Genomic DNA, 24,814 nt, shown 5'->3' on the forward strand with positions numbered 1-24,814 from the left:
GCTCTGGATTTCCGCTAGCGATCGAGCACCGCGGGCGCAACCGTCTCGTTCATCAGGATCGACACCGCCTTGTTGCCGAGCGCCAGCGCGATCGCGTTGGTATTGGCCGACGGGATGAACGGGATCGCCGCGCAGTCGATGACGCGCAGCCCCTCGACGCCGCGCACGCGCATCTGGGTGTCGAGCACCGCCATCGGGTCGTCGTCGCGGCCCATGCGGGCCGAGCCGGAGGGGTGATAATTGGTCTTCACCGTCTTGGCGCAGAAGGCGGAAAGCTCCGCGTCGCTGAGCTTGTCGGCGCCCGGCAGCAACTCGCCCTTGATGTTGGAGCCGACCGGCTCGGTCTTGAGCAGCTCGCGGGCAAAGCGCATCGAGGCGATGGTCAGGCGCAGATCGTCGGGATCGCCGAAGAAGTTGGAATCGACCACCGGCTTGGCGGCCGGATCGGCCGAGCGCAGCTTGACCGAGCCGCGCGCCTTGGGCCGCAGCAGGCAAGAGGTCAGCGTGACGCCATGGGTCGGCTGCATGTCGGTGACGTCGCGGTCGAGATAGACGATCGGCGCGCAATAGAGCTGCACCGTCGGGCGGTCGCCGCCGTCGGGATCGTAGAACAGGCAGGATTCAATGCCCGTCGTCGTCACCGGTCCCGTGCCGAACAGCACATATTGCAGGCCGTTGCGCAGCATCGGCCAGCCCTTGTCCTCGCCGAAATAGCCGCTCGCGCGCTTCGTCGTGGCGATGACAGGCACCTCGTGGTGATCCTGCAGGTTCTGGCCGACGCCGGGCAGGTCGGTATGGACGGCGATGCCGTGCTCCTTCAGATGCGCCGCGGGGCCGAGGCCGGACAGCATGAGCAGCTTGGCGGTGTTGTAGGTGCCGGTCGCGACCAGCACTTCCTGCTCCGCCCGCGCCTCGAGGCGCTTGCCGTCCTTCACATATTCGACGCCGACGGCGCGGCTGCCCTCGGTGAGAATCCGCGTCACGAGCGCCTCGGTGACGACGGTCAGTCTCTTGTCGTTCATCACCTGCGACAGGAAGGAGAACACCGCATCGCTGCGGCGCATCTTGCCGTCGACCACGCCCATGGTGTGCTGCATGACGCCGACGCCGTTCTGCCGGGCGCCGTTGAAATCGGGATTGTAGGGAATGCCGGCGCCTTGGGCGGCGAGGATGTAGTCGCGCGTCATCTCGCACAGCTGGCCCGGATCGGACACCAGCAGGCTGCCATCGATGCCATGATAGGCGTCGTTGAACTTCTGGTTCTTTTCCAGCGCCTTGAAGTGCGGCAGCAGGTCGGCATAGCTCCAGCCGGTATTGCCGCCGAGAAACGCGTCCCAATGGTCGTAGTCGTCGCGCTGGCCGCGCATATAGACCATGGCGTTGACCGAGCTGCCGCCGCCCAGAACCCTGGCCTGGGGCACGATCGGGCCGCGGCCGCCAAGGCGCGGCTGCTCGACCGTGTGGTGCATTTCGAGGAAGTCCTCGCGGCCGAGATATTTCATGTAGCCGGCCGGCATCTGCATCAGCTTCGCATAGTGCGACGGGCCGCGCTCGATCAGCAGGACGCGGGCGCCATGGTCGCGAACCAGGCGGGTCGCGGCGACGCAGGCGGACGAACCGCCGCCGGCGATGATGTAGTCAAAGGCCATGAAAAGGATCCCGTCGGAGCGAAGGCGCTCTTTGCCGACAGGAAAAAGAATTTTGCGGCCCCGCGCAAGGTGTTGGCGAGACCATTCCGCATCGCCCCGCCGGAAATACGCCGGCTAGGCTTCTCGCTGGGACTGCGGATCCGCGCTTCCGGGATCGGCGGATGGCTCGTGCAGCACGACGCAGTCGCGCCCGGCCGCCTTGGCGCGGAAGAGCGCGAGATCGGCGGCATTGACGATCTCGTCCGGATCGACGCCGGGGATCATGGTCGCAACCCCGATGCTGACCGTCACCCGGCCTTCGCCATGCGGAATGGCGAGATCGCGCACGCCCTGCGAGATACGCTCGGCCACCACGCTCGCCCCGGCCAGCGTCACGTCCGTCAGCACGATGACGAATTCCTCGCCGCCATAGCGCGCCGCCAGGTCGGTCGAGCGGTTGGCGCCGGCCTGCAGCACCGACGACACCTGCTTCAGCACCTCGTCGCCGGCGAGATGGCCATAGGCGTCGTTGTAGCGCTTGAAATTGTCGACATCGATCATCAGCACCGAGATGGCGGCGCGATTGCGCAGGCCGCGCTTCCATTCTGCGGCGAGATATTCGTCGAAATAGCGCCGGTTGCCGAGGCCGGTCAGCCCGTCGATCCGCGTCAGCCGCTCCAGCTCGAGATTGACGCGCATCAGCTGGCGCTGGCTCTCGCGCAGCGCGCGATAGGCCTCGTCGCGCTGGACGTGATCGAGATAGGCGCGGGTGTGATAACGGATGCGGGCGATCAGCTCGACGCGGTCCGGCAGCTTGACGAGATAGTCGTTGGCGCCGGCCTGGAAGGCCTCGCTCTTGATGGCGGGATCGTCCTTGGTCGACAGCACGATGACCGGCACCGAATGGGTCTGCGCGTTCTGCCGGTAATGCCGGACCAGCTCCATACCGTCGATGCCGGGCATCACCAGATCCTGCAGGATCACCGTCGGCTTGACCCGGTCGGCCACCCGTAGCGCCTCCATGGGATCGGTGCAGTAGTGGAAATCGATGTCCGACTGGCTGGCCAGCATGCGCCGGACCGCCTCGCAGATCATCACCTGATCATCGACCAGCAGCACCAGCGCCATGTAGTTGTCGGCGGGCGGCGGCGTCGATTGCGGAGCGGGGTCCTGTTCGCCCTTCATGGGGTCGCCTTTTCAGTATTGCCTCGCATGCACACGTCGACCAGACGCGGCGCGATCGAATCGAGGGGGAGGATTTCAACGGCGGCGCCCAGCGCGGCGGCCGCCTTGGGCATGCCGTAGACCGCGCTTGTCGCCTGATCCTGCGCCAGCGTCAAATGCCCACGGTCGCGCAGCTTCTTGAGGCCGATGGCTCCGTCCCGCCCCATCCCAGTCAGCAGCACGCCAACCAGCGCATCCTGCCACCACCGTGCGGCGCTTTCAAAAAAAACATCCACGGAAGGTCGATAAAGCTGATCGCGCGGCTCGGGGCTATAACCGAGTTCACTGCGCGTCTTGAAAACCAGGTGGTCGCTGGTCGACGCGACGAGGACGGTTCCCGGCTGCGGCGGCTCGCCCTCGCGCGCGGCCCGCACCGGCAGTTTCGTCTGCTGTCCCAGCCAATCGGCGAGGCCGGCGACGAACTGAGCGTCAAGATGCTGCACCAGCACCAGCGCCGCCGGGAAATCCGCCGGCAACTTGCTGAGCACGGCGGCGACAGCGGCAGGGCCGCCGGCCGAGGCGCCGATCGCGACCAGCGCCGGCGACGAACCCGCCCTGGGACGGACGGCAATCCGGGACGGTCGCGATGCGGTATGGTCCCGCATCAGCCGGCCGAGGGTGGCGATCTTGACCAGAAGCGGCGAGGCGCGAACCGAGCCATCCGTGCGGAGGCTGACGGAAGGAAGGTCGACGGCGTCGAGCGCGCCATGGCCCATCGCCTCATAGACGCCCGGCACGTTGTCGTCGACGCTGGCCGTCACCAGCAGGATCGGACAGGGCGTCGCCAGCATGATCTGCCGCGTCGCCTCGATGCCGTCCATCACCGGCATGGTGAGATCCATCAGGATCAGGTCCGGGAGGTCGAGCCGGCATTGCGCCACCGCCTCGGCGCCGTTCATGGCGACCCAGGCAAGCTGGTGTTCTCCGGTGCCGACGAGGATGCGCCGCAAGATCTCGACGGCGATCGGCAGGTCGTTGACGATGCCGATCCTCATGGCCGTAACCCGCCGTCGGCGTTCATTCCGTCGCCTCTCCGATCAGGTCCCTGACCGCGTTGAGCAGCGTCTCGTCGTGGAAACTGCCCTTGGTGAGATAGTAGTCCGCGCCGGCATCGAGACCCCGGACACGGTCCTCCTCGCGATCCTTGTAGGAAACGATCATGACGGGCAGGCTGCGCAGCCTGACATCCTTCTTGATCAGCGTCACCAATTCGATTCCGTCCATGCGCGGCATGTCGATATCGGTGACGACCAGATCGAAATTGTCGGAGCGAACGGCGTTCCAGCCATCCATGCCGTCGACGGCGACGTCGACCTCATAGCCGTTATAGTCGAGCAGCTTGCGCTCCAGCTCGCGCACGGTAAGCGAATCGTCGACGACGAGGATGCGCTTGCGGCGGCGGGCGTCGGTGCTGGCGCCGCGCCGCTCCAGCGTGCGCAGGCCGCCGACCGCCGCCAGCTTTTCGGCCGAGCGCACGAGATCGGCGACATCGAGGATCAGGACCGGCGAGCCATCCTCCATCAACGCGGCGGCGCTGATGTCCTTGACCTTGGCAAGCCGCGGATCGAGCGGCCGGACGACCAGTTCGCGCTCGCCGAGAAAGCGGTCGACGATCATGCCGTACATCTCGCCGCGATCGCCGACCACCACCACGGGCAGGTCGCCCTCCTGCGGATGCGATTCGCCGCGCCCGAGCACTTCATGCGTGGTCAGCAGGCCGAGTTGCCGGTTGTCGAAACGGAAATGTGGCCGGCCCTCCAGCAGCTCGATTGCATCGCGCGCGAGCGCCACGGTGCGGACGATGCCGGCCAGCGGAAAGGCGTAGGGTTCGCCGTCGACCTCGACCAGCAGCGTGCGCATCACCGAAAGCGTCAGCGGCAATTGCAGCTGGAACTGGGTGCCGCTGCCGAGTTGCGAGGCAACGCTGGCCAAGCCACGCACCTGCTTCGCCATCGCCTGGACGGCATCCAGCCCCACGCCACGGCCGGAAATGTGACTGACATCCGCCTTCATCGAGAAGCCGGGCAGGAACAGGAATTCGAGCAGTTCCGCCTCGCTGAGATCGGCCGCCGTCTCCGGCGTCGTCAGATTTCGCGCAAGCACCGCCGCGCGGATCTGTTCCAGATCGATGCCGCGTCCATCGTCGGCGACGACGATCTGCAGCAGGCCGGCCTTGTGCCAGGCCTCGACGCGCACGACCGCCTCGGCGGGCTTGCCAGCGGCGAGACGCTCTTCCGGCATTTCGATGCCATGATCGACCGCATTGCGCAGCAGATGGCCGAGCGGCGCTTCCAGCTGTTCGAGGATATCGCGATCGATCGAGGTCGAACCGCCAATGATCTCCAGCCGCGCCTGCTTGCCGAGGCTGCGCGCCAGATCCCGCACCGTGCGCGAGAAATGGCGTACGCCATCCTCGAAGGGCCGCATCCGGCTCTCCAGCGTCTCGTCATAGAGCCGGTTGGCGAGGTCGGTGGCGCGCCGGTCGATCGAATCCATCTCATCCAGCCGCGCGGCGAGAAAGGCGTGGCTTGCCAGAAGCCGCTGATGCGCCTCCTCGAAGGCGAGCTTCGTCCGCTCCTCGGCAGCGTTGTCCAGCGCGGCGCGCAGATCCTCGAAGGCACGCGCGGCATCCGCCTGCAAGCGCTTCAGGCGAAGCAGGCTGTCGTTGAATGGGCGGAGCCGGCGCGCCTCCATGAGCGATTCGCCGGCAAGCCCGAGCAGGCGGTTGAGGCTCTCGGCCGTCACCCGCACCATGCGATCGGTGCCCGCCGGCCCGGAACCGGGCGCCGGCTCGGCCGCAGCGGCGGCGGGCGGCGGAGGCTCGATCGACGCCGGCTCGGCCGGCTTCGAAGCGGAAGCGGTGGCAGGCGAGGAACCGGGCTCGCTGGTTGCTGCCACCGCGGCCTCCAGCGTCCGCTGGAACTGGGCGACGTCCGCCTTGACGCGCGGCGCGTCCGGGTTTTCGGAAAGCGCGATCGCCACCAGCAGGTCGACACCCCTGAGCAGCGCATCGATATGGTCATGGCGAAGGGTGATCTTGCCGCGCTGCGCCGCCACCAGGCACTCTTCCATCGCATGCGCGACTTCGACGGCGGGCGTCAGGTCGATGATGCGGGCGGCGCCCTTCAGCGAATGGGCGGCGCGCATGCAGGCTTCGAGATGATCGGCGGCGACGGGGTTTCGCTCCAGCGCCAGCAGGCCCGTCGTCAGCGCCTCGGATTGCGTCTCGAGTTCGGCCTTGAACAGGTCGAGCATGGAAAACTGGCTGAAATCCTCGCCGCTCATGCAATGTTCCGATCGATGGCGTGGAGAAGCCTGGCGTCATCCAGCAGACCGACCCTGCGTCCCTCCCAGGCCAGCATGGCGCTGGTGAAGGACGATCCGGCCTGGCCGACCGTGCCGGGCACCGGGGTCAGCGCGCCGCTTTCATAGCGATGAATGCCGTGCACCTCGTGCACGCTGAAGGCGATGCGGCCATTGGCGCGCCCGATCACCACCATGCGCTCGAAATGCAGGCTGCGGTCGCCGCGCTCCGTGGCGGCGTTCTTGTCGATGCCGAGCAGGGTCGCGAAGGAGATGCAGACCAGCAGCTCGCCGCGCACATTGACGATGCCGCGCACGATGCCGTTGCGACGGTGCGGCAGGGTATGGACCCGGCGCGGTTCCGCCACTTCCTTGAAAACGGCGGTCGACAGCGCCAGCCATTCCTCGCCGATCCGGAAGATCACGGCGGCGGCGCGCTCTTCCTCCACGCCCGTCTCGATCGGCTTCTCGCCAGCGAAGTGGCGGGCCCATTCGGCCCGGTATTCGGGCGGCAGCGGGCGATCGAGCAGGGTGCGCGCGATTTCCTCATAGGCCTTCCGGTCGCGCCGGCGCGGATGCGCAATCCCGGCCTCGTCCGCCTTCGGATCGGAAGCGTCCGACATCAGCTGCCGCTCCTGTTTGCCATCCGGTCAAGCCGGCTATTCAACGCCCTGGCCCCGGCCCCATCGCCCTGCCGCTGCAGCAGCAGCGCCAGCTGCGCCAGCGCCTCGCGGTGGTCGGGCGCCAGATAGATCGCCTTGCGATAGTTCTGGATCGCCTCGGCCGGATGGCCGTCGGCATCCTGCACCAGGCCCAGATGATAGAAGGCATCGGCGGAAGGGCCGAATTGCGCCAGATGCGCCAGCGCCGCCTCGCGCGCCTCGGCCAGCCGGCCGCCATTCGCGGCCCGCTCGATCGACGCCAGGCTGGCCGCCCGCGGATCCGGCGCGGGGCTTTCCTTCGGCTGCAAGGGCCGGCTCACCGCCGGCGGCTTTTTAGGCGGCGCCGGACGCATCGGGGCGGCGGGTCGTGCGACCGGCTTGGCAGGCGGGGCGGCCGGGGTCGCCGCGCGAGGCGGTTCGACCGGTTTGGTCTTCGGCGCGCGGACGAAGGCAAAGGCCATGGGCAGCCGCGCCGAGGCGAAGCCGCGCGCGATCGGCAGCGCCGATTCGGCCGGTCCCACCAGCAGCAATCCGCCCGGCGCCAGGAATTGCTCCAGCCGGTCGAGCGCGCGGTCCTGCGTCGGACGATCGAAATAGATCAACAGGTTGCGGCAGAAGACGATGTCGTAGCCGCCCAGTTCGGCCGCCTCAGGCGGATCGAGCAGGTTGGCGAGCTTGAAATGGACGCGCCCGAGCACCGCCGCGTTCGGCCGATAGCCGCCTTCTTCGACCGGCTCGAAATAGCGATCGCGAAAGGCGAGATCGGTGCCGCGAAACGAATTGCGGCCATAAAGCGCGAGCTGCGCCTGCTCCAGATTGCGCGAGCTGATGTCGCGCGCCTCGATGGTGAAGTCGTCGGCGCCATAACCGGCGTCGAACATCGCCATCGCCATCGTATAGGCCTCCTCGCCGGTCGAGCAGGGCAGGCTGAGGAGCCGGATCGGGCGACGCCGGGTGATATGGGCGCGGGCATAGCCCGTCATGCCGGCAAAGGCGTCGCGATCGCGGAAGAACCAGGTCTCCGGCACGATGACGGCGTTGATCAGCTGCTGCAGCTCGCTGCGCGAGCGGGTCACGACCGACCAGTATTCATGCAGGTCGCCGATGCCGGTCGCGGTCATCCGCTCCTTCAGCGCATGCCGGATGACCGAGAGGCCGACCGACTGGCTGTTGAGGCCGATCTCTTCCTTGAGCAGCTGTTCGATGGCGCCCAGCATCAGGAATCCGCCTGAAGCTTGCGAAACAGGATTTCGCGAAGCTGGGGCGACAGCAGCGCCTCGGCCCGGACCAGCTGGATCAACCCCTCCGCATCCGACGCGACGGGGCCGAGATAAGGCGGCATGCCGGCATCGACGCCGGACGGCACGAAGTCGTTGGGATCACGCGACACCGTCTCGATCACCCGCTCGGCGATCAGGCCGAGCCGGCGAGTCTCCCCACCCTCGACGGGATAGCGGATCAGGATCACGCGGGTACTGATCACCGCCGCCGAAGGCCGGCCGAGCGCCAGCAGGCTCAGATCGAGCAGCGGCACGCCCTGCCCGCGATAGTTGATCGCGCCGACGACGCCATGCGGCGCCCCCGGCAGCAGCGTCGGCTCGAGGAAGGGCAGCACCTCCTCGACCTGCTCGACATCGAGGACGTAACGGTCCGCGCCGAGCCGGAACATCAGAAACAGCATCGTGTCAGACCCCGCCGTTTCTGCCGTCAGGCGCGCAGCTTGAACCGTGTGATGCTGTTGCGCAGCCCGCTCGACACCTGGTTGAGCTCGTCGATGGCGATCGACGACTGCTGCAGCGATTCGACCGTTTGCTGCGCCGCCTCGCTCAGTTGCGACAACGCATCGCTGATCTGTCCGGCGCCGGTCGCCTGCGCCTGCATGCCCTCATTGGCGATCTCGAAGCGTGGGACCAGGCCCTGCACCTGCTCGATGATATCCGACAGCTGGCCGCCGACCTGCTGCACTTCCGTCATGCCGCGGCGTACTTCTTCGGAGAACTTGTCCATGCCCATGACGCCGGCGGCGACGGCGGACTGGATGTCCTTGACCATCTGCTCGATGTCATAGGTCGAGACGGCCGTCTGATCGGCCAGGCGGCGGATCTCGGTCGCCACCACCGCGAAGCCGCGGCCGTACTGGCCGGCCTTTTCCGCCTCGATGGCCGCGTTGAGCGACAGCAGGTTGGTCTGATCCGCCACCTTGGTGATGGTGGTGACGACCTGGTTGATGTTGCCGGCCTTCTCGCTGAGGATCGCCAGCTTAGCGTTGATCGCGGCGGCCGCGTCCATGACGTGGCGCATGGTGGCTTCCATCCGCTGCAGCCCGGCCTGGCCTCCATTGGCGAGCCCCGCCGTCTGCTCCGCCACCGTCGACACCTCGTTCATGGTGCGCACGAGCTCGTTCGACGTGGCGGAGATCTCCTTGGCGGTGGCGCCGATCTCCGTCGTCGTCGTGGCGATCTCGTTGGCGGTCGCCTGCTGCTGCTTCGAAGTAGCGGCGACCTCGGTGATCGAGGTGTTGACCTGAATGCCCGACTTCTGCACCTGCCCGATCAGGCTCGTCAGGTCGTCGATCATGGCGTTGAAGCCGTCGGCCAGCGTCGTGAATTCGTCGCGGCGGGTCAGCGAGACGCGCTGGCTGAAGTCGCCGCGCCGCATGACCTCGACGGCCGCCACCAGTTTGCCGAGCGGGCCCATCACGGCGCGGAACAGCAGATAGGCGAACAGCAGCGACAGGGCGACGGCGACGACGAAGCTGACGATCAGGATCAGCTTGCCGGTCTCGGCGCTGGCGCTGATCGCCTGCGTGGCCCGGTCGCTTTCGTCCTTGTTGTAATCGACCATCTTCCGCACGGCGTCCTGCACCGTGAAAATGGCCGGCTCGATATCGGTCTTGATCAGCGCGCGCTGCCGCACGAGCGCCTCTTCGGAAAGGCCGTCCCGCGTCATGGCGACGAGATCGGCGCGTTTCGCGAAGACCGCCTCGGACAGGCGCTTCACATCGTCGAGATTGGCGCGGTCCTGGGGCGAATCGACCGACGCCTCATAGGAGACCATGAAGCCGCGCAGCTTTTCCTCATTGGCGGAAATCTTCGTCACCGCCGCGTCCCGGCCCGCATCACTGTCGGACAGGGCCAGATCCTGGACCAGCGCCTGCGCCTCGAACCATCCAGCTCGCATGCGCAGGCTGTAGAACAGGCCCGGCATGGTGTTGGTCTCGATGGTGGCTGCCTCGTTGGCGGTGCGGACCAGCGACAGGAAGGACAGCGCCGCCATGATCGACATCACCGCCAGGACGGCGGCGAAGCTCCCGAGGATGCGTTGGCGTATGGTCAGATTATTCATCGCGCTAGATTCCGTCCTGGAAGCACACATCAAGGGACGATGCAGTCTCGCCGGCTGCCGGCTGAAGATCGGAAGCGCAGGCGCAAAATCGCACCACGCCATCGGCCAGGGTGGACGCTAGCGCACAATCCTTTCTTCTCTCTTGCGGATTCGGAGGAAACCGGCTGCCGGGGTGCCAGGGAGACGTCGCTCGACCGCAGAAAGGGATCGAACCGCCGATCCGCTACGCCCCGACACGCGGAAGCGCGCGAAAAGGCCCTGCGTAGCGGCCGACCGGCCTAGAGGCCCATCGCGCGGTGCATGGCGCGGGCGAGATGCGCGTCCATGGCGGCGGCGGCGCCATCCGCATCATGCGCCTCGAGCGCGGCCAGGACGGCCAGATGCTCCTGCATCGTCTGGATGATCGCGAGCGAGGACAGCATGTACATATTGTCGAGCCGGATGACGCCGATCTGCTCCATCATGTGCACATGGGCCGAGATCATCAGCGGGTTGCGCGTACTTTCTGACAAGGCGGTGTGAAACGCCTGGTCGACCTCGGTGGAGCGCTCGATCAGCGCCGACTCGACCGTGCCGCCATGCGCAAGGTCGATGATCCGCTCATGCCGCGCCCGCCAGTCGGCGAGTTCGCCCATGGTGACGCGCTCGGCGAAGCGGCGCACCGCCTCCCCCTCCAGCGCGCGCCGCATCTGGAAGCAGTCCTTCAGATGGCTCATGTCCGGCTTGACGATGCGAATGCCGGAGCGGGGCAGGACGGTGAGGAAGCCTTCCTTCTCCAGAAGCTGCATCGCCTCGCGCAGCGCGCCGGTCTGGACCTGCAGAAGCTCCGCCAGCTCGCCCTGCGAGACCGTCGCGCCGATCGGGATCTGGCGCGAGAACAGCGCCTCCTTGAAGCGCTGATACGCGATCTGACTCAATTTGGTGGGAGCTTCCGCCGCCTGCGCCATAACTCGAAATCCTCCTGCGACGACATCCATAGCACGTTCTTCATATATGAAACAGGCACCCTGTTGCTATCAGAGTGGCTATGTGAATAATCAGTTCTGGATTTTGGTTGCGGGAGAGGCGGCCAATCTCACCGATATGACGTGCCGATCTGGGAGGAACCAATGATCGCCAACATCACCCGCCGCAGCCTGATGGCCGGCAGCGCCGCCCTGGCCGCCGCAGCCGCCCTCGCGCCGATGCGCGCGCTTGCCGCCACCAACATCAACTACTGGCACCACTTCACCAGCCAGGCGGAATTCGCCGGCCTGAAGGCGGTGATGGAGGCCTTCGCCAAGGCCAATCCCGAGATCGTGGTGACGCAGGAAAACATCCCGAATCCGGAATTCATGGCCAAGTTCACCGCCGCCGTGGTTTCCGGCAGCCGGCCCGACACCACCATGGTGACGGCGGAGCGCCTGGCCGACATGCTGGCCATGGAAGGCCTGGTCGACATCACGGCCCGCGTCGACGGCTGGTCGGAAAAGGCGAACTTCCCAGCCGATCGCTGGGCCGGCATCTCGAAGGAAGGCAAGATCTACGGCGTGCCCGCCTTCGCCTTCGTCGACTGGGGCTACTACCGCTCCGACTGGTTCGAGGAAGCCGGCATCGCCGGCCCGCCGACCACCTATGCCGAATTCGTCGACATCGCGAAGAAGCTGACCGACCCGGCCAAGGGCCGCTTCGGCTTCGGCATGCGCGGCGGCGCCGGCGGCCAGAAATACGTGCTCGACATGATGGAGTCCTTCGGCGCGCCGGTCGTCGACGCCGAGGGCAATATCGGCCTCGACCGTGACAAGGCGATCGAGGCGGTCAAGTTCTATGCAGGCCTGTTCACCACCGAGAAGGTCGTGCCGCCGAGCGCGCCGGGCGACGGCTATCGCCAGATCATGGAAGCGTTCCGCACCGGCCAGACGGCGATGGTTTGGCACCATACCGGCTCGTTCCAGGAAATCTCGGCTGCCCTCAAGCCGGGCGTCGAGTTCAAGACCTTCGCGATCCCCGCCGGTCCCGCCGCCCGCGTCGCCCGCCTCGCCTATCTCTACAACGGGCTGATGAAGGAAGAGAACGCCGACGCGTCCTGGGACTGGATCTCCTATTGGGGTCAGGCCGAGCCCGCCATCGCCTTCCTCGAAAAGACCGGCTACTTCCCGGCCAATGCGGCCGTCGTCAAGGACGAACGCATCACCGGCAATCCGCTCTATGCGCCCGCCGTCGAGACGCTCGCCTTCGGCCGCCTGCCGGCCAATTTCGTCGGCATTGCCGGCTGGTCCGAGCACACGGTGCTCGCCGCCTTCCAGAAGGTGCTGATCGGCCAGATGACGGCGGAAGATGCCGTCGACGAGATGATCGCCGGTCTCGAAGAGACCAAGTAGGTCCTGCACGGCAAAGCCTTCACCTCTCCCTGAGGGAGAGGTCGACGGCGTAGCCGGCGGGTGAGGGTTTACGGCCTCTCCGGATGCTTCCCTAAACCCTCACCCGGCTCTGCGAGCCGACCTCTCCCTCAGGGAGAGGTAAGGGCAACGCACCATCTGGACAGTTCCTGAAACTCCAGCCCTACCGCTCATCGAAATCCTGTCAGGCGTGCCGATCACGCCGGGAGCCCCTCGTGAAAATCACCGACATCCGCGCCTACATCGTCGAGGACGACCACCCGCAATATCCCTTCCGCTGGCGCACGGGCCTGGCCGGCTCCGGCGACGGCACGCCGCTCGACCAGCGCCCGAAATCGGCGATCCTGCGCATGGATACCGACGAGGGGATCACGGGCGCGATCAAGATCGGCGATGGCGAGGCGATCGCCAGCCTGACCCGACGCCGCCTCAAGTCGCTGATCGGCGAAAACCCGCTGATGACCGAGCGGCTGTGGACCAAGATCTGGGAAATCGACCGGATCGAGGAACTGCACATGCGCAACCTCGGCCTGATCGACCAGCTCGCCTGGGACATCAAGGCCAGGAAGGCCGGCCTGCCGCTCTACCAGCTGCTCGGCGGCAATTCGAACCGCATCCAAGCCTACGCGTCCACGGTCACCTGGGACACGATGGAAGAGTATGAGCGATACATCAAGGAATGCATGGATGTCGGCTTCACCGCCTTCAAGCTGCATGCCTGGGGCGACGCCAAGCAGGACGCCAAGCTCTCGCACAACCTGCGCAAATGGACCGGCGACGACGCGCAGCTGATGTTCGACGGCTCGGCCGGCTGGGACTTCGTCACCTCGCTCTGGTTCGGCCGCCAGCTCGAGGATGCCGGCTTCCTCTGGTACGAGGAGCCGATGCGCGAATTCGACCTGCGCAGCTATGTGAAGCTGACCGAACAGCTCGAAATCCCCGTGCTCGCCGCCGAGACCTCGGATGGCTGCCACTGGAACGCCGCCACCTGGATCGACATGGGCGCGCTCGACATGATGCGTACCTCCTCCTTCTACAAGGGCGGCATCACCGGCGCGATGAAGGTGGCGCATCTGGCGGAATCGCATGGCATGCGCGCCCAGGTGCATGGCATGGGCGTCGCCAACGCGCATATCTGCGGCGCCATTCCGAACAATGATTTCTACGAGCAACTCGTCATGTCGAGCGCCCAGATCCAGGGCCTCGCCACCATGGCGGAACTGCCTGTCGTCGATGGCTTCATCACGGTGCCGGAGACGCCGGGCCTCGGCTTCGAGCCGGACTGGAACCATCTCGAGCGCACCGCGCTCGCGATCGTCTGAGGAAACAAGACCGATGGCCGAACGCATGTCAGCCCTGTCGCAGCATCCCCCCTCCGTCTGGCGGCGGCTCGATCCGGCGGCGGCGCTCGGCCGTCTCTCCGAAACCCGGTACTGGATGTATCTGCTGCTGGTCCCCAGCGCGATCCTGATCCTCGCCGTCGTGCTCTATCCGACCGTCTACGGCTTCCAGCTCTCCTTCCGCCAGATGCGGCTGAACCGGCCCGATCTCGGCACCGGCTTCGTCGGCTTCAAGCACTATGTCGCCATGTGGAACGACAAGGTCTTCTGGCTGTCGCTGCGCAACACCGCCGTCTGGGTGACGTTCGCCGTCGTCATCGAATTCGGGCTCGGCCTGCTCGCGGCGCTGGCGCTCAACCGCAACCTGCCCGGCACCAAGATCATGGGAGTGCTGATCCTGCTGCCCTTCTTCCTGCCCAATGTCGTCGCCGGCCATATGTGGGCGCTGCTGCTCGACCCGCGCCTCGGCGTCATCAACGACATCCTGGTCCGCCTCGGCTTCCTCGAAACCTACAAGGCCTGGTTCGCCGATCCCTCGACCGCGCTCGGCGCCGCCATCCTCGTCGAGGCCTGGCATGGTTTCCCCTTCTTCGCGCTGCTGCTGCTCGCGGGTTTGAAGGGCGTGCCGGACGATCTCTACAAGGCGGCCTCCGTCGACGGCGCCGGCCCGATCCGGCAATTGCGGCTGATCACGCTGCCGATGCTGCGCTCCGTCATCGCCGCCGCCGTGATCCTGCGCGTCATCGGCCTGGTCAACTCGCCCGACCTGCTCTTGATCCTGACCGGCGGCGGGCCGGGCCAGTCGACCCAGGTGCTGTCGCTCTATGCGTTCCAGAAGGCTTACAAGGACTTCAACTTCGGCTATGCCGGCGCGCTTTCGGTCGTGATGTTCGTGCTGCTCATGCTGTTCGCCTGGGCCTATGTGCGCGTCTCCAAAGTGAACCAGGACTGAGGACCAGCCCATGATCACGACAAGCCGTCGCGCCCGTCTCGGCTGGAACATCGCCACCTATGCGGTGCTGCTGATCCTGACGACCTTCTGCATCTTCCCGCTGCTCTGGACGCTGCTGACCTCGCTCAAATACGAGGCCGACATCGTCACCCAGACGATGCAGTACATCCCCAGGCGCATCACCTTCGAGAACTACGTCACGATCTGGACCCAGTCCGGCTTCCCGACGCTGGTGTTCAATTCCTTCGTCGTCACCGCCACCACCGTCGTGCTCTGCCTGATCACCGGCACGCTCGCCGCCTATTCCTTCTCGCGCTTCCACTATCCCGGCCGCGGCGCGCTGATGCTCGGCTATCTCGTCATCCGCATGTTCCCGGCCGTGCTGATGATCATCCCGCTCTTCATCCTGATGCGCGGGGTCGGCCTCCTCGACAGCCGCTTCGGCCTGGCGCTCGCCTATACGAGCTTCCTGCTGCCGCTGTTCGTCTGGATGCTGAAGGGCTTCTTCGACGCGGCGCCGAAGGAGCTGGAAAGTGCCGCCCGCATCGATGGCTGCACCCGGCTCGGCGCCATGATCCGCATCGTGCTGCCGCTCGCCCGCAACGGCCTCGTCGCCACGTCCGTCTTCGTCGCCATCGCGGCCTGGAACGAGTTCCTGTTCGCGCTGATGCTGACCACCAGCCAGGGCTCGCGCACCTGGCCGGTCGGCCTGCAGCTGATGGTCGGCGAATTCCAGTTGCCCTGGGGCGTGCTCGCCGCCGGCGGCATCATCAGCATCATCCCCGTCATGATCCTGTTCGCCATCGTGCAGCGGACCATGGTCCACGGAATCACCGCCGGCGCGGTCAAGGGTTGAGGACACCACCATGTCGACACTGACGCTGAACGGCGTACGCAAGAGCTTCGGCGCCCTCGATGTGCTGCAGAGCATCGACCTGAAGCTGGAGGACGGCGAGTTCCTGGTGCTGCTGGGGCCATCGGGCTGCGGCAAGTCCACCCTGCTCAACATCATCGCCGGGCTGGAGACGCCGACCGCCGGCGACATCCTGATCGGCGACAAGCGGGTCAACGACGTCCATCCGAAGAACCGCAACATCGCCATGGTGTTCCAGTCCTACGCGCTCTATCCGACCATGCCGGTCGAGCGGAACATCGGCTTCGGCCTGGAAATGCGCGGCGTCGAGACGGACACCCGCAAGCGCGCCGTCGATGGCGCGGCGCGCATGCTGCAGGTCGACCACCTGCTCGACCGGAAGCCCGGCCAGCTCTCGGGCGGCCAGCGCCAGCGCGTCGCCATGGGCCGCGCCATCGTGCGCGAGCCGGAACTCTTCCTGTTCGACGAGCCGCTCTCCAACCTCGATGCGAAACTGCGCGCCGAAATGCGGACCGAGATCAAGCGCCTGCACAACCGCCTCGGCACCACGGTCGTCTATGTGACGCACGACCAGATCGAGGCGATGACGCTCGGCACCCGCATCGCCGTGATGAAGGGAGGCGTCATCCAGCAGCTCGCCGACCCGATGACCACCTATGAGAAGCCGGCCAACATGTTCGTCGCCGGCTTCATCGGCTCGCCTTCGATGAATTTCATCACCGGCACGCTGGCCCGCGACGGCGAGCATGTCGCTCTCAAGACGGATGGCAACAATCCGGCGACGATCCGCCTACCCCGCGTCGCCGCCAATCTGGACGCCCTGCTCGGGCGCAAGGTGGTGCTCGGCGTCCGGCCGGAATCCTTCTCCGCCGAGATCACGACGCCGGATCTGACCGGCACGATCGACGTGGTCGAGCCGACGGGACCGGACACGCTGGTGGTGCTGGCGCTGGGCAGCCAGACGATCACCGCCCGCCTCGGCCCGAAGCTGACCGTCGTGACAGGCGAAACGCTGGGCCTGTCGATCCAGCCGGATTCGATCAGCCTTTTCGATCCCGACTCCGGCAACCGCATCGGGTGATGCCCCAGAATCCCGGCGCCGCCCCGGATCGGGCGGCGTCGGGTGCAGGGGCGCTCAGTGGCTGGTGTCGCGGCCCGTGCTCTGGCCGCTTTTCACCGGGATGTGGCGGGTCTTTTCCTGCGCCGCGTTCTTCGGCAGGACGATGGTCAGCACGCCGTTCTCGACATTCGCCTTGACCTGGTCGCGGTTGACCGATTGCGGCAGGCGGATCGAGCGCATGAAGCGTCCGAACGACCGCTCGACGAAGTGATAGTTCTCCTTGTCTTCCTTCTGCTCCATCCGCTTCTCACCGCGGATGGTCAGCACGTCGTCGTCCAGCGTGACATCGACGTCCTTCTCGGCCACTCCCGGCAGCTCCGCCGTGATGCGCACCTCTGATTCCGTCTCGGAGACGTTGATCTGCGGCATCAGCATGCCAACTTCATGCCCCTCCGCGCCGGCCGCCGGCATGCCAGCGTTGCGGAACACGTCTTCCATCAGACGGTTCATGCCGCGCTGGAGCGAGACGAACGGGTCGCCGCCGATCAGGGGGCTGCCGCCGAAGGGAACGAGGGAATGACGTGCCATGGTGCTTCTCCTCTTGCTGGGTCCGCCAGCTGCGCCGAAAGCTCCCACCCTGCCCGGCCGGCGTCACAGCGCGGGACGGGAGCGTGCCTTTGCCTGCGGCCGACCCGAGTGTCAGGCCGCGAAGCCGCTTGCACATCGGGCAAGATAGGGTGTCGCCGCGTCGTTTCGAGGGTGCGCGACAAGGAGTGGCAGGCGCGGCGCAGACCCGGCGCAGACTGCCCTTCAGGGCGGAGGGCCCGAGCGCGTCTCGGTGGCCCGAAAAGCAAAAAGGCCACGGAGAACCGTGGCCTTTTTGAAGCTCCGGTGGGTGACCGGAGATATTGGAGCGGGTGAAGCGATTCGAACGCTCGACCCTAACCTTGGCAAGGTTATGCTCTACCCCTGAGCTACACCCGCTTAAACCCCGGCTCGCGCCGGCATGCGCACCTTATGGCGCAAGCCCGGATCGATTGCAAGCGAGGCCGGCGTGCCTTCCTGCCCGTTCTCCACAGCCCGGCGCGACGCGGAAAACGATCGGCGACGAGAGCGAAGGCGGAAATCGCAGGAGGCGGAGGGAACCCCCGAAAAAGCAAAAAGGCCACGGAAAACCGTGGCCTTTTTGAAACTCCGGTGGGTGACCGGAGATATTGGAGCGGGTGAAGCGATTCGAACGCTCGACCCTAACCTTGGCAAGGTTATGCTCTACCCCTGAGCTACACCCGCTTAAACCCCGGCGGTGCCGGCGTGCGCACCTTATGGCCGAAGCCGGAATCGATTGCAAGAGAGTTTTTTCGCGCCGATTTGCGCCAGAAAGCCGCCACCGCCCCGCCACGATGAGCGACCTTTTTGGCGCAGCCCAGCCGGGAATACGGGCCTGGGACGGCGCGCGCCGCGGCTGCCATCGTTCTGTCCAGAAGCCGGTGCTAAGCCCTCGCCACGGGTAAGCCAGGGGTGGCTGAGAGACGGAGTTTCGGGTGCGTATTGGCCCGGGCTCGCATCTCTTGAGGTACCAATGACCAAGCTTCTTCTCGCCGGCGCCGCCCTGATCGCGCTGACCGGCGCCGCTTCCGCCGCCGATCTGACCTATGAGCCCGCTCCGGCCCCGGCTCCGATCGTCACCGAAGCCGCCTTTGACTGGACCGGCTTCTATGTCGGTGTGCATGGCGGCGCGCTGTTCGGCGATTTCACCGGCGATCTTGACGGCCTGAGCGGCACAGGCGGCCTTGTCGGCGCCCAGGCCGGCTACAACTACCAGATGGACCATTGGGTGATCGGCGTCGAAACCGACATCGCCTACACCTCGCTGAAGGACGTGGCGGAGCTCGACTGGCTCGGCAAGACGACGGTTCGCGCCGGCTATGCCTGGGACAACTTCCTGCTCTACGCCAAGGGCGGCGTCGCCTATGGCGATCTGAAATATGCCGACGAGAGCCAGTGGGCGGTTGGCTGGACCGCCGGCGCCGGCGTCGAATACGCCTTCACCAAGAACCTGACCGGCCGCCTGGAATACGACTATGTCGACCTCGGCAAGAAGGATATCGGCAATTTCGATCCGGTCGTGAATGGCGGCGTCACCGCCCATGCGGTCACCGCGGGCCTGAACTTCAAGTTCTGATCCGCCGCGCCTGCGACACGAGAAAGCCCGGCCCCGCGCCGGGCTTTCTTTTTGCCCGGCTGCGCCTCCGCGCTTGCTGCTCCCGGCGCGGCATGCTTCAGGAAAGACCTGTCCCGCGAGACCCGGCGACGGTTTTAGCGCAGGGGCGCGGGACAGACTGCCAGCCACCGAGGGGGAAACGCATGCCGGCAAGCCAGGACGAACTGTTCGACTTTCTCGAAAGCCTTGGCATCGAGACGACCACCGTCACCCATCCGCCGCTCTACACGGTCGAGGAATCGCAGGCGCTGCGCGGGGCCATTGACGGCCTGCACAGCAAGAACCTGTTCCTCAAGGACAAGAAGGGCGCTCTCTTCCTCGTGGTCGCCGAGGAAAATGCCGCGATCGACCTGAAGCGGCTGCATGAGCGGATCGGCGCCTCGGGCCGCGTCTCGTTTGGCTCGGCCGAGCTGATGCAGAGCCTGCTCGGCGTGCTGCCGGGTTCAGTGACGCCGTTCGGCGTGATCAACGACCAGCCGGCCCGGTTGACCGTCGTGCTCGACGAGGCGCTCGCCACCGCGGGCGCCGTCAATTTCCATCCGCTCGTCAATACGGCCACCACGACGATCGCCGCCGCCGACCTGCTCGCCTTCCTCCGCGCCACCGGCCACGAGCCGCTGCTCCTGTCTTTTTCGCAGGCCGCGGCCAGTCCGGATTTGTAAAACCGGGTTCGAAGCGCCATGTTCTCCGCGACGCGCCGGCGCGGGAGCCGGCCTTTGATGATCGAGGCAATCCGCATGAACCAGCCCAGCTTCAGCATCGGCGACAGCGCCGCGACCCAGGCTGCCAATGGCGCCGACACGCTGATCAAGGACACGACCACCAACAATTTCACCAAGGACGTTCTCGAGGAATCGCGCCGCCAGCCGGTGCTCGTCGATTTCTGGGCGCCCTGGTGTGGCCCCTGCAAGCAGCTGACTCCGGTGATCGAGAAGGTCGTCCAGCAGGCGCGCGGCACGGTCCGTCTCGTCAAGATGAACATTGACGACCATCCGCAGATCGCCGGCCAGCTCGGCATCCAGTCGATTCCGGCGGTGATCGCCTTTGTCGACGGCCGCCCGGTCGACGGCTTCATGGGCGCGCTGCCTGAAAGCCAGATCAAGGAATTCATCGAGCGGGTCGCGGGTCCCGCCGGCGGCGCCGAAGTCGAAGCGGCGCTGGCGGAAGCCGACGCGCTGGTCGAGCAGGGCCAGTTCGCCCAGGCCGCCGACGTCTATGCCGCGATCCTGGCCGCCGAGCCCGATACCTTCAAGGCGCTGGTGGGCCTTGCCCGCTGCGACGTCGCGACCGGCAATGTCGAGGCGGCGCGCGAGCTGCTGGATTCGCTTCCGCCCGAAAAGGCGAACGACCCGGGCGTCACCGCCGTTCGCGCCCAGATCGCGCTGGCCGACCAGTCGGCTGATCTCGGCGAGGAAGGCGAGCTTCGCGCGCGGATCGAAAGCAATCCTAGGGATTTTGACGCCCGCTTCGACCTGGCCCTGCTGCTCAATGCCAAGGACCAGCGCGAGGATGCCGCCGACCAGCTCCTTGACATCTTCCGCCTCAATCGCAGTTGGGAGGATGACAAGGCCCGCAAGCAGCTCGTTCAGTTCTTCGAGGCCTGGGGCCCGATGGACGAGGTGACGCTGTACGGGCGCCGCCGTCTTTCCTCGCTTCTGTTCTCGTAAGGCGCCATTCGCATGCAGGCAGGCAATGCCATCTATGAAGCCCCGGACGATCTTCCCGATCTGATTCCGGTCTTTCCGCTCCCCGAAGCGCTGCTCTTGCCGCGCGGCCAGATGCCCCTCAACATCTTCGAGCCGCGCTACATGGCCATGGTCGACCATGCGATGGCGGGCGACCGCATCATCGGCATGGTCCAGCCGATGACGGTGACGGAAGACGGCGAGGACGCGGCGGAGCTGTTCGCGGTCGGCTGCGCCGGTCGCATCACCTCCTATTCGGAGACCGGCGACGGCCGCTACATGATCTGCCTGACCGGCATCAGCCGCTTCCGCATCCTGGAAGAGGTCGAGCCCGAATCGGGCTTCCGCCGCTGCCGGGTCACGGCGATCGATTTCCCGTCCGACTTCGTCGAGGACGCGGGCGCCGACACCGTCGATCGCAGCCATCTGCTCGATACGTTCCGCCTCTATCTCGACGCCAACCAGCTCGAAGCCGACTGGGACAGCATCGAGAAGGCGTCGAACGAGACGCTGGTCAATGCGCTGTCGATGATGAGCCCCTATGGCATGGCGGAGAAGCAGGCGCTGCTCGAAGCGCCGGACCTGCGCACCCGGGCCGAGACGCTGATCGCGCTGACCGAGATCTCGCTCGCCCGCCGCGGCGACGGCAACGCCTCGTCGCAGCTGCAATAGGAGCCGGGCGATGGCGCATGCCGAACGCGAGGAAAGCCGGGTCGATCCCAAGCTGCTGGAGCTGCTGGTCTGCCCGCTGACCAAGACGACGCTCGAATATGATCCCGAGCGCCAGGAACTGGTGAGCCGCGCCGCGCGTCTCGCCTACCCGATCCGCAGCGGCATCCCGATCATGCTCCCGGACGAAGCCCGGCCGTTCTGAGAAAATTCCGTTCCTTCGCCGACCGCGGCGGAACGATGATCCGGATCGCAACGTCCGACAGGCGAAGCCGGTCGGCGCAACAGACCCAAAGGCCGCGTCCCCAAAACTCGACCATCATCCTGAGGCGCCCGGCAAAGCCGGGCCTCGAAGGAGGGTCCTGCGAACACCCGCGATCCGGACCGCTGCACGGATTTTTACCGCTGGATCCTCCTTCGAGGCTTCGCTGGCGCGAAGCGCCTCAGGATGATGGCAGTGCGGGGTGATAGTCTGGAAAGGACAGGGAAGCCCCTCAGATCACTTCGCCGCGCAGCAGGCGCGGGCCGGCCTGGCCGACATCGGACGCAGCACCGATAAAACTCTCCTTGAGGCGCGGCAGGCGGTCGACCAGCCCGAGGCCGACATCGCGCAGGATGCGCAGCGCCGGATTGTCGTTCGAGAACAGCCGCGTCAGCCCATCCGTGACGATGCCCATCTGCACCGTGTCGAAGCGGCGCCAGCGCTCGTAGCGCTCCAGTATGTCGAGCGTGCCGGGGTCGAGCCCGAGGCGGGCGGCGTCCACCACCGTCTCGGCCAGGGCGGCCGCATCCTTGAAGCCGAGATTGAGGCCCTGGCCGGCGATCGGATGGATCGCATGCGCGGCGTCGCCGACCAGCGCCACGCGCGGCGCGATGAAGGAACGCGCGAGCTTCAGGCCGATCGGATAGGCGCGCCGTGGGCCGATCGCCTCGATCGGTCCCAGATGATGGCCGAAGCGCCGCTCGAGCTCGAGCTGGAAGGTGAACTCGTCCGCCTGGACCAGCCTGTCCGCATGCTCGGTACGCTCCGACCAGACCAGCGACGAGCGGTTGCCCGGCAAGGGCAGGATGGCGAACGGACCCGCCGGCAGGAAATGTTCCTCGGCCCGGCCGTGATGCGGCCGTTCGTGCTGCACCGTCGTGACGATGCCCGACTGGCCATAGGACCAGCCGACCGTGCGAATGCCGGCGAGATCGCGCAGGCGCGACTTCGCGCCATCGGCGGCGACCAGCAGGCGCGCGGTGATCGTGCCGCCGCTGGCAAGCTTTGCCTCGACCGAGGCCGCGCGCGTGGTGAAATCGGCGACCGAATCGCCCGCGATCAGCTCGACGCCGACGGTGCGGCAGGCGTCCGACAGCGCGCCGACCAGCGCCCCATTCGGCACCATATGCGCGAAGGGCTCGCCATTCTCGACCGAGCCGGAGAAGGTGAGGAAGATCGGGCGCACGGCGTCGCGCAGGCGACTGTCGGTGACGATCATCTCGGTGATCGGCTGGCTGGTCGCCTCGATCTGCTGCCAGATGCCCAGCGTCTCCAGCATCCGCTTCGCCGCCGCGGCGATCGCCGAGGCGCGGCCGTCGCGCGAGCCGGCACCGGCGGGGGCCGGATCCACGACTGCGACGGCAAGCGAGGGCGCGCCCTGCTTCAGCGCCAGCGCCGTGCAGAGGCCGACATAGCCGCCGCCGGCGATCAGGACGTCGATGGCCGAACCCGTCTCCATCCCTGCTGCCATGAACTCATTCCTTCCGGCTATGCGCCGCCACGCCCGGTGGCCGCTTGACTTGGTGGGTGGGCGGCCGCAACTGAGCGACGTCCGCCGATCCCGATTTTCCGAACGCGACCGATGCAAGCATGATCAACGACCTTCTCTCGATACTCGATCTGGAGCCGCTGGAACACAATCTGTTCCGGGGTCGCAGCTTCGATCCCGGCTGGCAGCGGGTTTTCGGCGGCCAGGTGATCGGCCAGGCGCTGGTGGCCGCGTCGCGAACCGTCACGGACCGGCTGGTGCATTCGCTGCACGGCTATTTCCTGCGCCCGGGCGATCCGTCCGCGCCGATCGTCTACGAGGTCGAGCGGGTGCGCGATGGCGGCAGCTTCTCGACCCGCCGCGTCGTCGCGATCCAGCACGGCCAGACGATCTTCATCATGTCGGCGTCCTTCCACATTCGCGAGGACGGGCTGGAGCACCAGATATCCATGCCCGACGTGCCGGGACCGGAAGACCTGCCGGTCGATGGCGAGATCGGCGCGGCCCTGCTCGACGGCGCCCCGGCGGGCGTCCGACGCTACTGGGAACGGCTGCGTCCGATCGAATTGCGCCCGGTCGACCAGAAGGCCTATTTCCGCCGCGACGAGCCGCGCCACAGCCACGCCATCTGGATTCGCGCCAAGATCGCGATCGGCGACGATCCCGTGCTCAACAGCTGCATACTCGCCTATGCCTCCGACCTGACGCTGCTCGATACCACGCTTCTGGCGCATGGAAGGTCGGTGTTCGAGCCGGGCCTGCAGGTCGCCAGCCTCGACCATGCCATGTGGTTCCACCGGCCGTTCCGGATGGACGACTGGCTGCTTTATGTCGAGGACAGCCCTTCGGCGCATGGCGCGCGCGGCTTCAACCGCGGCAGCCTGTTCGACCGCCAGGGCGTGCTGGTCGCCTCGGTGGCGCAGGAAGGACTGGTCCGGCCGGTCAGCCGGTGAGCGTCGCGTCTACCGCTTTCGCCCGTTGGCCAGGCATTGCGTACACCACAGCCCATTAATTGGGCAAAATTCGAAATTTGCTCATGCCGCGATCAGAATTTGCGGCGAGATCGCGGCGACGCCTGCGTTTTGACAGGCGGCGTGCCGCCCTTTTGCGCTGTTCACATTTTTTTCGGCACAATCGTCAGAGTTGGCACGGACCTTGATTGGTGTTTGCCAGCGAAGGCGTTCGCTTGTCCGCGACCGTTACTGAGGACCCCGAGCGATCGAGGTCCGCCGTCCACCAGACGCAGAGAGAAATGGGATCCGAACACATGCAAATCGTGATGGCGATTATCAAGCCGTTCAAGCTGGATGAGGTGCGCGACGCCTTGACCAGCATCGGCGTGCAGGGCCTGACCGTTACCGAGGTCAAGGGCTATGGCCGCCAGAAGGGCCACACCGAGATCTATCGCGGCGCCGAATACGCCGTCAGCTTCCTGCCCAAGCTCAAGATCGAAGTCGCCGTGGCCAGCGAAGCGGTCGACAAGGTCGTCGAGGCCATCGCCGCCGCCGCCAAGACCGGCCAGATCGGCGACGGCAAGATCTTCGTCTACCAGATCGAGCAGGCCGTCCGCATCCGCACGGGCGAGACCGACACCGACGCGCTCTAGCGCCTTCCGCCTCGCGCCGTTCGCTGGCTCCAGCGGGTGGCACACCCTTCAAGTCGACCCGCCATCCCATCGAAAAACAGCTGCGAGAAGGGCTTCGCCCCGGGCGCAGGCAACCG

The 24,814-nt window shown here is 66.4% G+C and carries 23 protein-coding genes and 2 tRNA genes; 12 read left to right on the plus strand and 13 right to left on the minus strand.

The genetic code is table 11. The features are described 5' to 3' along the window. Positions 1-14: 14 nt before the first annotated feature. From ACHMWQ_RS02930 to ACHMWQ_RS02970, 9 genes are all read right to left on the minus strand, one after another. On the minus strand, positions 15-1,649 hold the full coding sequence (locus ACHMWQ_RS02930) for a GMC family oxidoreductase (protein ID WP_396306344.1): 1,635 nt from the start codon (positions 1,647-1,649) through the stop codon (positions 15-17). Between the two features lie 114 nt (positions 1,650-1,763). Continuing rightward, positions 1,764-2,813: a PleD family two-component system response regulator gene (locus tag ACHMWQ_RS02935; RefSeq protein WP_354552872.1), complete on the minus strand. Its 1,050-nt coding sequence runs from the start codon at positions 2,811-2,813 to the stop codon at positions 1,764-1,766. Next, a complete protein-coding gene (gene cheB / locus ACHMWQ_RS02940; protein ID WP_396306345.1) occupies positions 2,810-3,847 on the minus strand; it encodes a chemotaxis-specific protein-glutamate methyltransferase CheB in 1,038 nt (345 codons plus the stop codon). The genes ACHMWQ_RS02935 and cheB overlap by 4 nt, the downstream gene beginning before the upstream one ends. Before the next feature lie 22 nt (positions 3,848-3,869). Next, positions 3,870-6,137: a hybrid sensor histidine kinase/response regulator gene (locus tag ACHMWQ_RS02945; protein ID WP_396306346.1), complete on the minus strand. Its 2,268-nt coding sequence runs from the start codon at positions 6,135-6,137 to the stop codon at positions 3,870-3,872. After that, on the minus strand, positions 6,134-6,778 hold the full coding sequence (locus ACHMWQ_RS02950; protein ID WP_396306347.1) for a chemotaxis protein CheW: 645 nt from the start codon (positions 6,776-6,778) through the stop codon (positions 6,134-6,136). Before ACHMWQ_RS02950 ends, ACHMWQ_RS02945 begins: the two co-directional genes overlap by 4 nt. Next, positions 6,778-8,034, minus strand: a complete 1,257-nt coding sequence (locus tag ACHMWQ_RS02955) for a CheR family methyltransferase (protein WP_396306348.1) — start codon at positions 8,032-8,034, stop codon at positions 6,778-6,780. The genes ACHMWQ_RS02950 and ACHMWQ_RS02955 overlap by 1 nt, the downstream gene beginning before the upstream one ends. Then, the gene (locus ACHMWQ_RS02960) at positions 8,034-8,498 is read right to left on the minus strand and encodes a chemotaxis protein CheW (protein ID WP_396306349.1); all 465 of its coding nucleotides are present in this window, start codon (positions 8,496-8,498) and stop codon (positions 8,034-8,036) included. The genes ACHMWQ_RS02955 and ACHMWQ_RS02960 overlap by 1 nt, the downstream gene beginning before the upstream one ends. Positions 8,499-8,524: 26 nt before the next feature. Then, positions 8,525-10,162 carry a methyl-accepting chemotaxis protein gene (locus tag ACHMWQ_RS02965; RefSeq protein WP_354552883.1) on the minus strand — a complete coding sequence of 546 codons (1,638 nt, stop codon included), beginning with the start codon at positions 10,160-10,162 and terminating at the stop codon, positions 8,525-8,527. Positions 10,163-10,440: 278 nt separating this feature from the next. Next, the gene (locus tag ACHMWQ_RS02970) at positions 10,441-11,079 is read right to left on the minus strand and encodes a GntR family transcriptional regulator (RefSeq protein WP_354552885.1); all 639 of its coding nucleotides are present in this window, start codon (positions 11,077-11,079) and stop codon (positions 10,441-10,443) included. Between the two features lie 192 nt (positions 11,080-11,271). On the opposite strand from ACHMWQ_RS02970, the gene ACHMWQ_RS02975 reads away from it, so the two are divergent. The 5 genes from ACHMWQ_RS02975 to ACHMWQ_RS02995 all read left to right on the plus strand — a co-directional run bounded on the left by ACHMWQ_RS02975 (position 11,272) and on the right by ACHMWQ_RS02995 (position 16,787). Beyond that, a complete protein-coding gene (locus tag ACHMWQ_RS02975; RefSeq protein WP_396306350.1) occupies positions 11,272-12,522 on the plus strand; it encodes an extracellular solute-binding protein in 1,251 nt (416 codons plus the stop codon). 233 nt (positions 12,523-12,755) lie between these two features. Next, positions 12,756-13,862 carry an enolase C-terminal domain-like protein gene (locus ACHMWQ_RS02980; RefSeq protein WP_396306351.1) on the plus strand — a complete coding sequence of 369 codons (1,107 nt, stop codon included), beginning with the start codon at positions 12,756-12,758 and terminating at the stop codon, positions 13,860-13,862. A 13-nt stretch (positions 13,863-13,875) separates the two neighbouring features. Further along, complete coding sequence (locus ACHMWQ_RS02985; protein ID WP_354552890.1) at positions 13,876-14,832, plus strand: sugar ABC transporter permease; 957 nt, start codon at positions 13,876-13,878, stop codon at positions 14,830-14,832. A 10-nt stretch (positions 14,833-14,842) separates the two neighbouring features. Next, on the plus strand, positions 14,843-15,688 hold the full coding sequence (locus ACHMWQ_RS02990) for a carbohydrate ABC transporter permease (RefSeq protein WP_354552892.1): 846 nt from the start codon (positions 14,843-14,845) through the stop codon (positions 15,686-15,688). A gap of 10 nt (positions 15,689-15,698) precedes the next feature. Next, positions 15,699-16,787, plus strand: coding sequence for an ABC transporter ATP-binding protein (locus ACHMWQ_RS02995; RefSeq protein WP_396306352.1), 1,089 nt, complete (start codon positions 15,699-15,701; stop codon positions 16,785-16,787). Between the two features lie 54 nt (positions 16,788-16,841). Here ACHMWQ_RS02995 and ACHMWQ_RS03000 read toward each other — a convergent pair whose 3' ends face one another. From ACHMWQ_RS03000 to ACHMWQ_RS03010, 3 genes are all read right to left on the minus strand, one after another. Then, positions 16,842-17,354, minus strand: coding sequence for an Hsp20/alpha crystallin family protein (locus tag ACHMWQ_RS03000; RefSeq protein WP_396306353.1), 513 nt, complete (start codon positions 17,352-17,354; stop codon positions 16,842-16,844). Positions 17,355-17,675: 321 nt separating this feature from the next. Continuing rightward, a tRNA-Gly gene (locus ACHMWQ_RS03005) sits at positions 17,676-17,750 on the minus strand. A 231-nt stretch (positions 17,751-17,981) separates the two neighbouring features. After that, a tRNA-Gly gene (locus ACHMWQ_RS03010) sits at positions 17,982-18,056 on the minus strand. Between the two features lie 289 nt (positions 18,057-18,345). On the opposite strand from ACHMWQ_RS03010, the gene ACHMWQ_RS03015 reads away from it, so the two are divergent. The 5 genes from ACHMWQ_RS03015 (at position 18,346) to ACHMWQ_RS03035 (ending at position 21,546) form a co-directional block, all read left to right on the plus strand. After that, entirely contained in the window at positions 18,346-18,948 is a 603-nt protein-coding gene (locus tag ACHMWQ_RS03015) for an outer membrane protein (protein WP_396306354.1), read from the plus strand. A gap of 182 nt (positions 18,949-19,130) precedes the next feature. Beyond that, a complete protein-coding gene (locus ACHMWQ_RS03020) occupies positions 19,131-19,649 on the plus strand; it encodes a prolyl-tRNA synthetase associated domain-containing protein (RefSeq protein WP_396306355.1) in 519 nt (172 codons plus the stop codon). Between the two features lie 57 nt (positions 19,650-19,706). Next, positions 19,707-20,654: a thioredoxin gene (gene trxA / locus ACHMWQ_RS03025; RefSeq protein ID WP_396306356.1), complete on the plus strand. Its 948-nt coding sequence runs from the start codon at positions 19,707-19,709 to the stop codon at positions 20,652-20,654. 12 nt (positions 20,655-20,666) lie between these two features. Further along, positions 20,667-21,344 (plus strand): LON peptidase substrate-binding domain-containing protein, encoded by a 678-nt coding sequence (locus ACHMWQ_RS03030; protein WP_266333931.1) that lies wholly within the window; start codon positions 20,667-20,669, stop codon positions 21,342-21,344. Positions 21,345-21,354: 10 nt separating this feature from the next. Next, the gene (locus ACHMWQ_RS03035; protein ID WP_354552903.1) at positions 21,355-21,546 is read left to right on the plus strand and encodes a Trm112 family protein; all 192 of its coding nucleotides are present in this window, start codon (positions 21,355-21,357) and stop codon (positions 21,544-21,546) included. A gap of 289 nt (positions 21,547-21,835) precedes the next feature. On the opposite strand, the gene ACHMWQ_RS03040 is transcribed toward ACHMWQ_RS03035, so the two are convergent. After that, positions 21,836-23,074 (minus strand): ubiquinone biosynthesis hydroxylase, encoded by a 1,239-nt coding sequence (locus ACHMWQ_RS03040; RefSeq protein WP_396306357.1) that lies wholly within the window; start codon positions 23,072-23,074, stop codon positions 21,836-21,838. 119 nt (positions 23,075-23,193) lie between these two features. Between ACHMWQ_RS03040 and tesB the strand changes: the two genes are divergently transcribed. Beyond that, the gene (gene tesB, locus ACHMWQ_RS03045; RefSeq protein ID WP_354552907.1) at positions 23,194-24,045 is read left to right on the plus strand and encodes an acyl-CoA thioesterase II; all 852 of its coding nucleotides are present in this window, start codon (positions 23,194-23,196) and stop codon (positions 24,043-24,045) included. Positions 24,046-24,359: 314 nt separating this feature from the next. Next, positions 24,360-24,698 carry a P-II family nitrogen regulator gene (locus ACHMWQ_RS03050; RefSeq protein ID WP_354552909.1) on the plus strand — a complete coding sequence of 113 codons (339 nt, stop codon included), beginning with the start codon at positions 24,360-24,362 and terminating at the stop codon, positions 24,696-24,698. The last annotated feature ends 116 nt before the right edge of the window (positions 24,699-24,814 follow it).

It is taken from the genome of Kaistia sp. UC242_56 (genome assembly GCF_044452255.1).
Classification (GTDB): domain Bacteria; phylum Pseudomonadota; class Alphaproteobacteria; order Rhizobiales; family Kaistiaceae; genus Kaistia; species Kaistia defluvii_A.

What these genes read in the sequence shown, in the direction of transcription:
- cheB (WP_396306345.1), bottom strand. Translation starts at nt 3,847, where the DNA reads ATGAGGATCGGCATCGTCAACGACCTGCCGATCGCCGTCGAGATCTTG.
- ACHMWQ_RS03040 (WP_396306357.1), bottom strand. Translation starts at nt 23,074, where the DNA reads ATGGCAGCAGGGATGGAGACGGGTTCGGCCATCGACGTCCTGATCGCC.
- ACHMWQ_RS02955 (WP_396306348.1), bottom strand. Translation starts at nt 8,034, where the DNA reads ATGCTGGGCGCCATCGAACAGCTGCTCAAGGAAGAGATCGGCCTCAAC.
- ACHMWQ_RS03030 (WP_266333931.1), top strand. Translation starts at nt 20,667, where the DNA reads ATGCAGGCAGGCAATGCCATCTATGAAGCCCCGGACGATCTTCCCGAT.
- ACHMWQ_RS03050 (WP_354552909.1), top strand. Translation starts at nt 24,360, where the DNA reads ATGCAAATCGTGATGGCGATTATCAAGCCGTTCAAGCTGGATGAGGTG.
- ACHMWQ_RS02935 (WP_354552872.1), bottom strand. Translation starts at nt 2,813, where the DNA reads ATGAAGGGCGAACAGGACCCCGCTCCGCAATCGACGCCGCCGCCCGCC.
- tesB (WP_354552907.1), top strand. Translation starts at nt 23,194, where the DNA reads ATGATCAACGACCTTCTCTCGATACTCGATCTGGAGCCGCTGGAACAC.
- ACHMWQ_RS02975 (WP_396306350.1), top strand. Translation starts at nt 11,272, where the DNA reads ATGATCGCCAACATCACCCGCCGCAGCCTGATGGCCGGCAGCGCCGCC.
- ACHMWQ_RS02990 (WP_354552892.1), top strand. Translation starts at nt 14,843, where the DNA reads ATGATCACGACAAGCCGTCGCGCCCGTCTCGGCTGGAACATCGCCACC.
- ACHMWQ_RS02985 (WP_354552890.1), top strand. Translation starts at nt 13,876, where the DNA reads ATGGCCGAACGCATGTCAGCCCTGTCGCAGCATCCCCCCTCCGTCTGG.
- ACHMWQ_RS03035 (WP_354552903.1), top strand. Translation starts at nt 21,355, where the DNA reads ATGGCGCATGCCGAACGCGAGGAAAGCCGGGTCGATCCCAAGCTGCTG.
- ACHMWQ_RS02995 (WP_396306352.1), top strand. Translation starts at nt 15,699, where the DNA reads ATGTCGACACTGACGCTGAACGGCGTACGCAAGAGCTTCGGCGCCCTC.
- ACHMWQ_RS03000 (WP_396306353.1), bottom strand. Translation starts at nt 17,354, where the DNA reads ATGGCACGTCATTCCCTCGTTCCCTTCGGCGGCAGCCCCCTGATCGGC.
- ACHMWQ_RS02960 (WP_396306349.1), bottom strand. Translation starts at nt 8,498, where the DNA reads ATGCTGTTTCTGATGTTCCGGCTCGGCGCGGACCGTTACGTCCTCGAT.
- ACHMWQ_RS02945 (WP_396306346.1), bottom strand. Translation starts at nt 6,137, where the DNA reads ATGAGCGGCGAGGATTTCAGCCAGTTTTCCATGCTCGACCTGTTCAAG.
- ACHMWQ_RS02930 (WP_396306344.1), bottom strand. Translation starts at nt 1,649, where the DNA reads ATGGCCTTTGACTACATCATCGCCGGCGGCGGTTCGTCCGCCTGCGTC.
- ACHMWQ_RS02950 (WP_396306347.1), bottom strand. Translation starts at nt 6,778, where the DNA reads ATGTCGGACGCTTCCGATCCGAAGGCGGACGAGGCCGGGATTGCGCAT.
- ACHMWQ_RS02965 (WP_354552883.1), bottom strand. Translation starts at nt 10,162, where the DNA reads ATGAATAATCTGACCATACGCCAACGCATCCTCGGGAGCTTCGCCGCC.
- ACHMWQ_RS03020 (WP_396306355.1), top strand. Translation starts at nt 19,131, where the DNA reads ATGCCGGCAAGCCAGGACGAACTGTTCGACTTTCTCGAAAGCCTTGGC.
- trxA (WP_396306356.1), top strand. Translation starts at nt 19,707, where the DNA reads ATGATCGAGGCAATCCGCATGAACCAGCCCAGCTTCAGCATCGGCGAC.
- ACHMWQ_RS03015 (WP_396306354.1), top strand. Translation starts at nt 18,346, where the DNA reads ATGACCAAGCTTCTTCTCGCCGGCGCCGCCCTGATCGCGCTGACCGGC.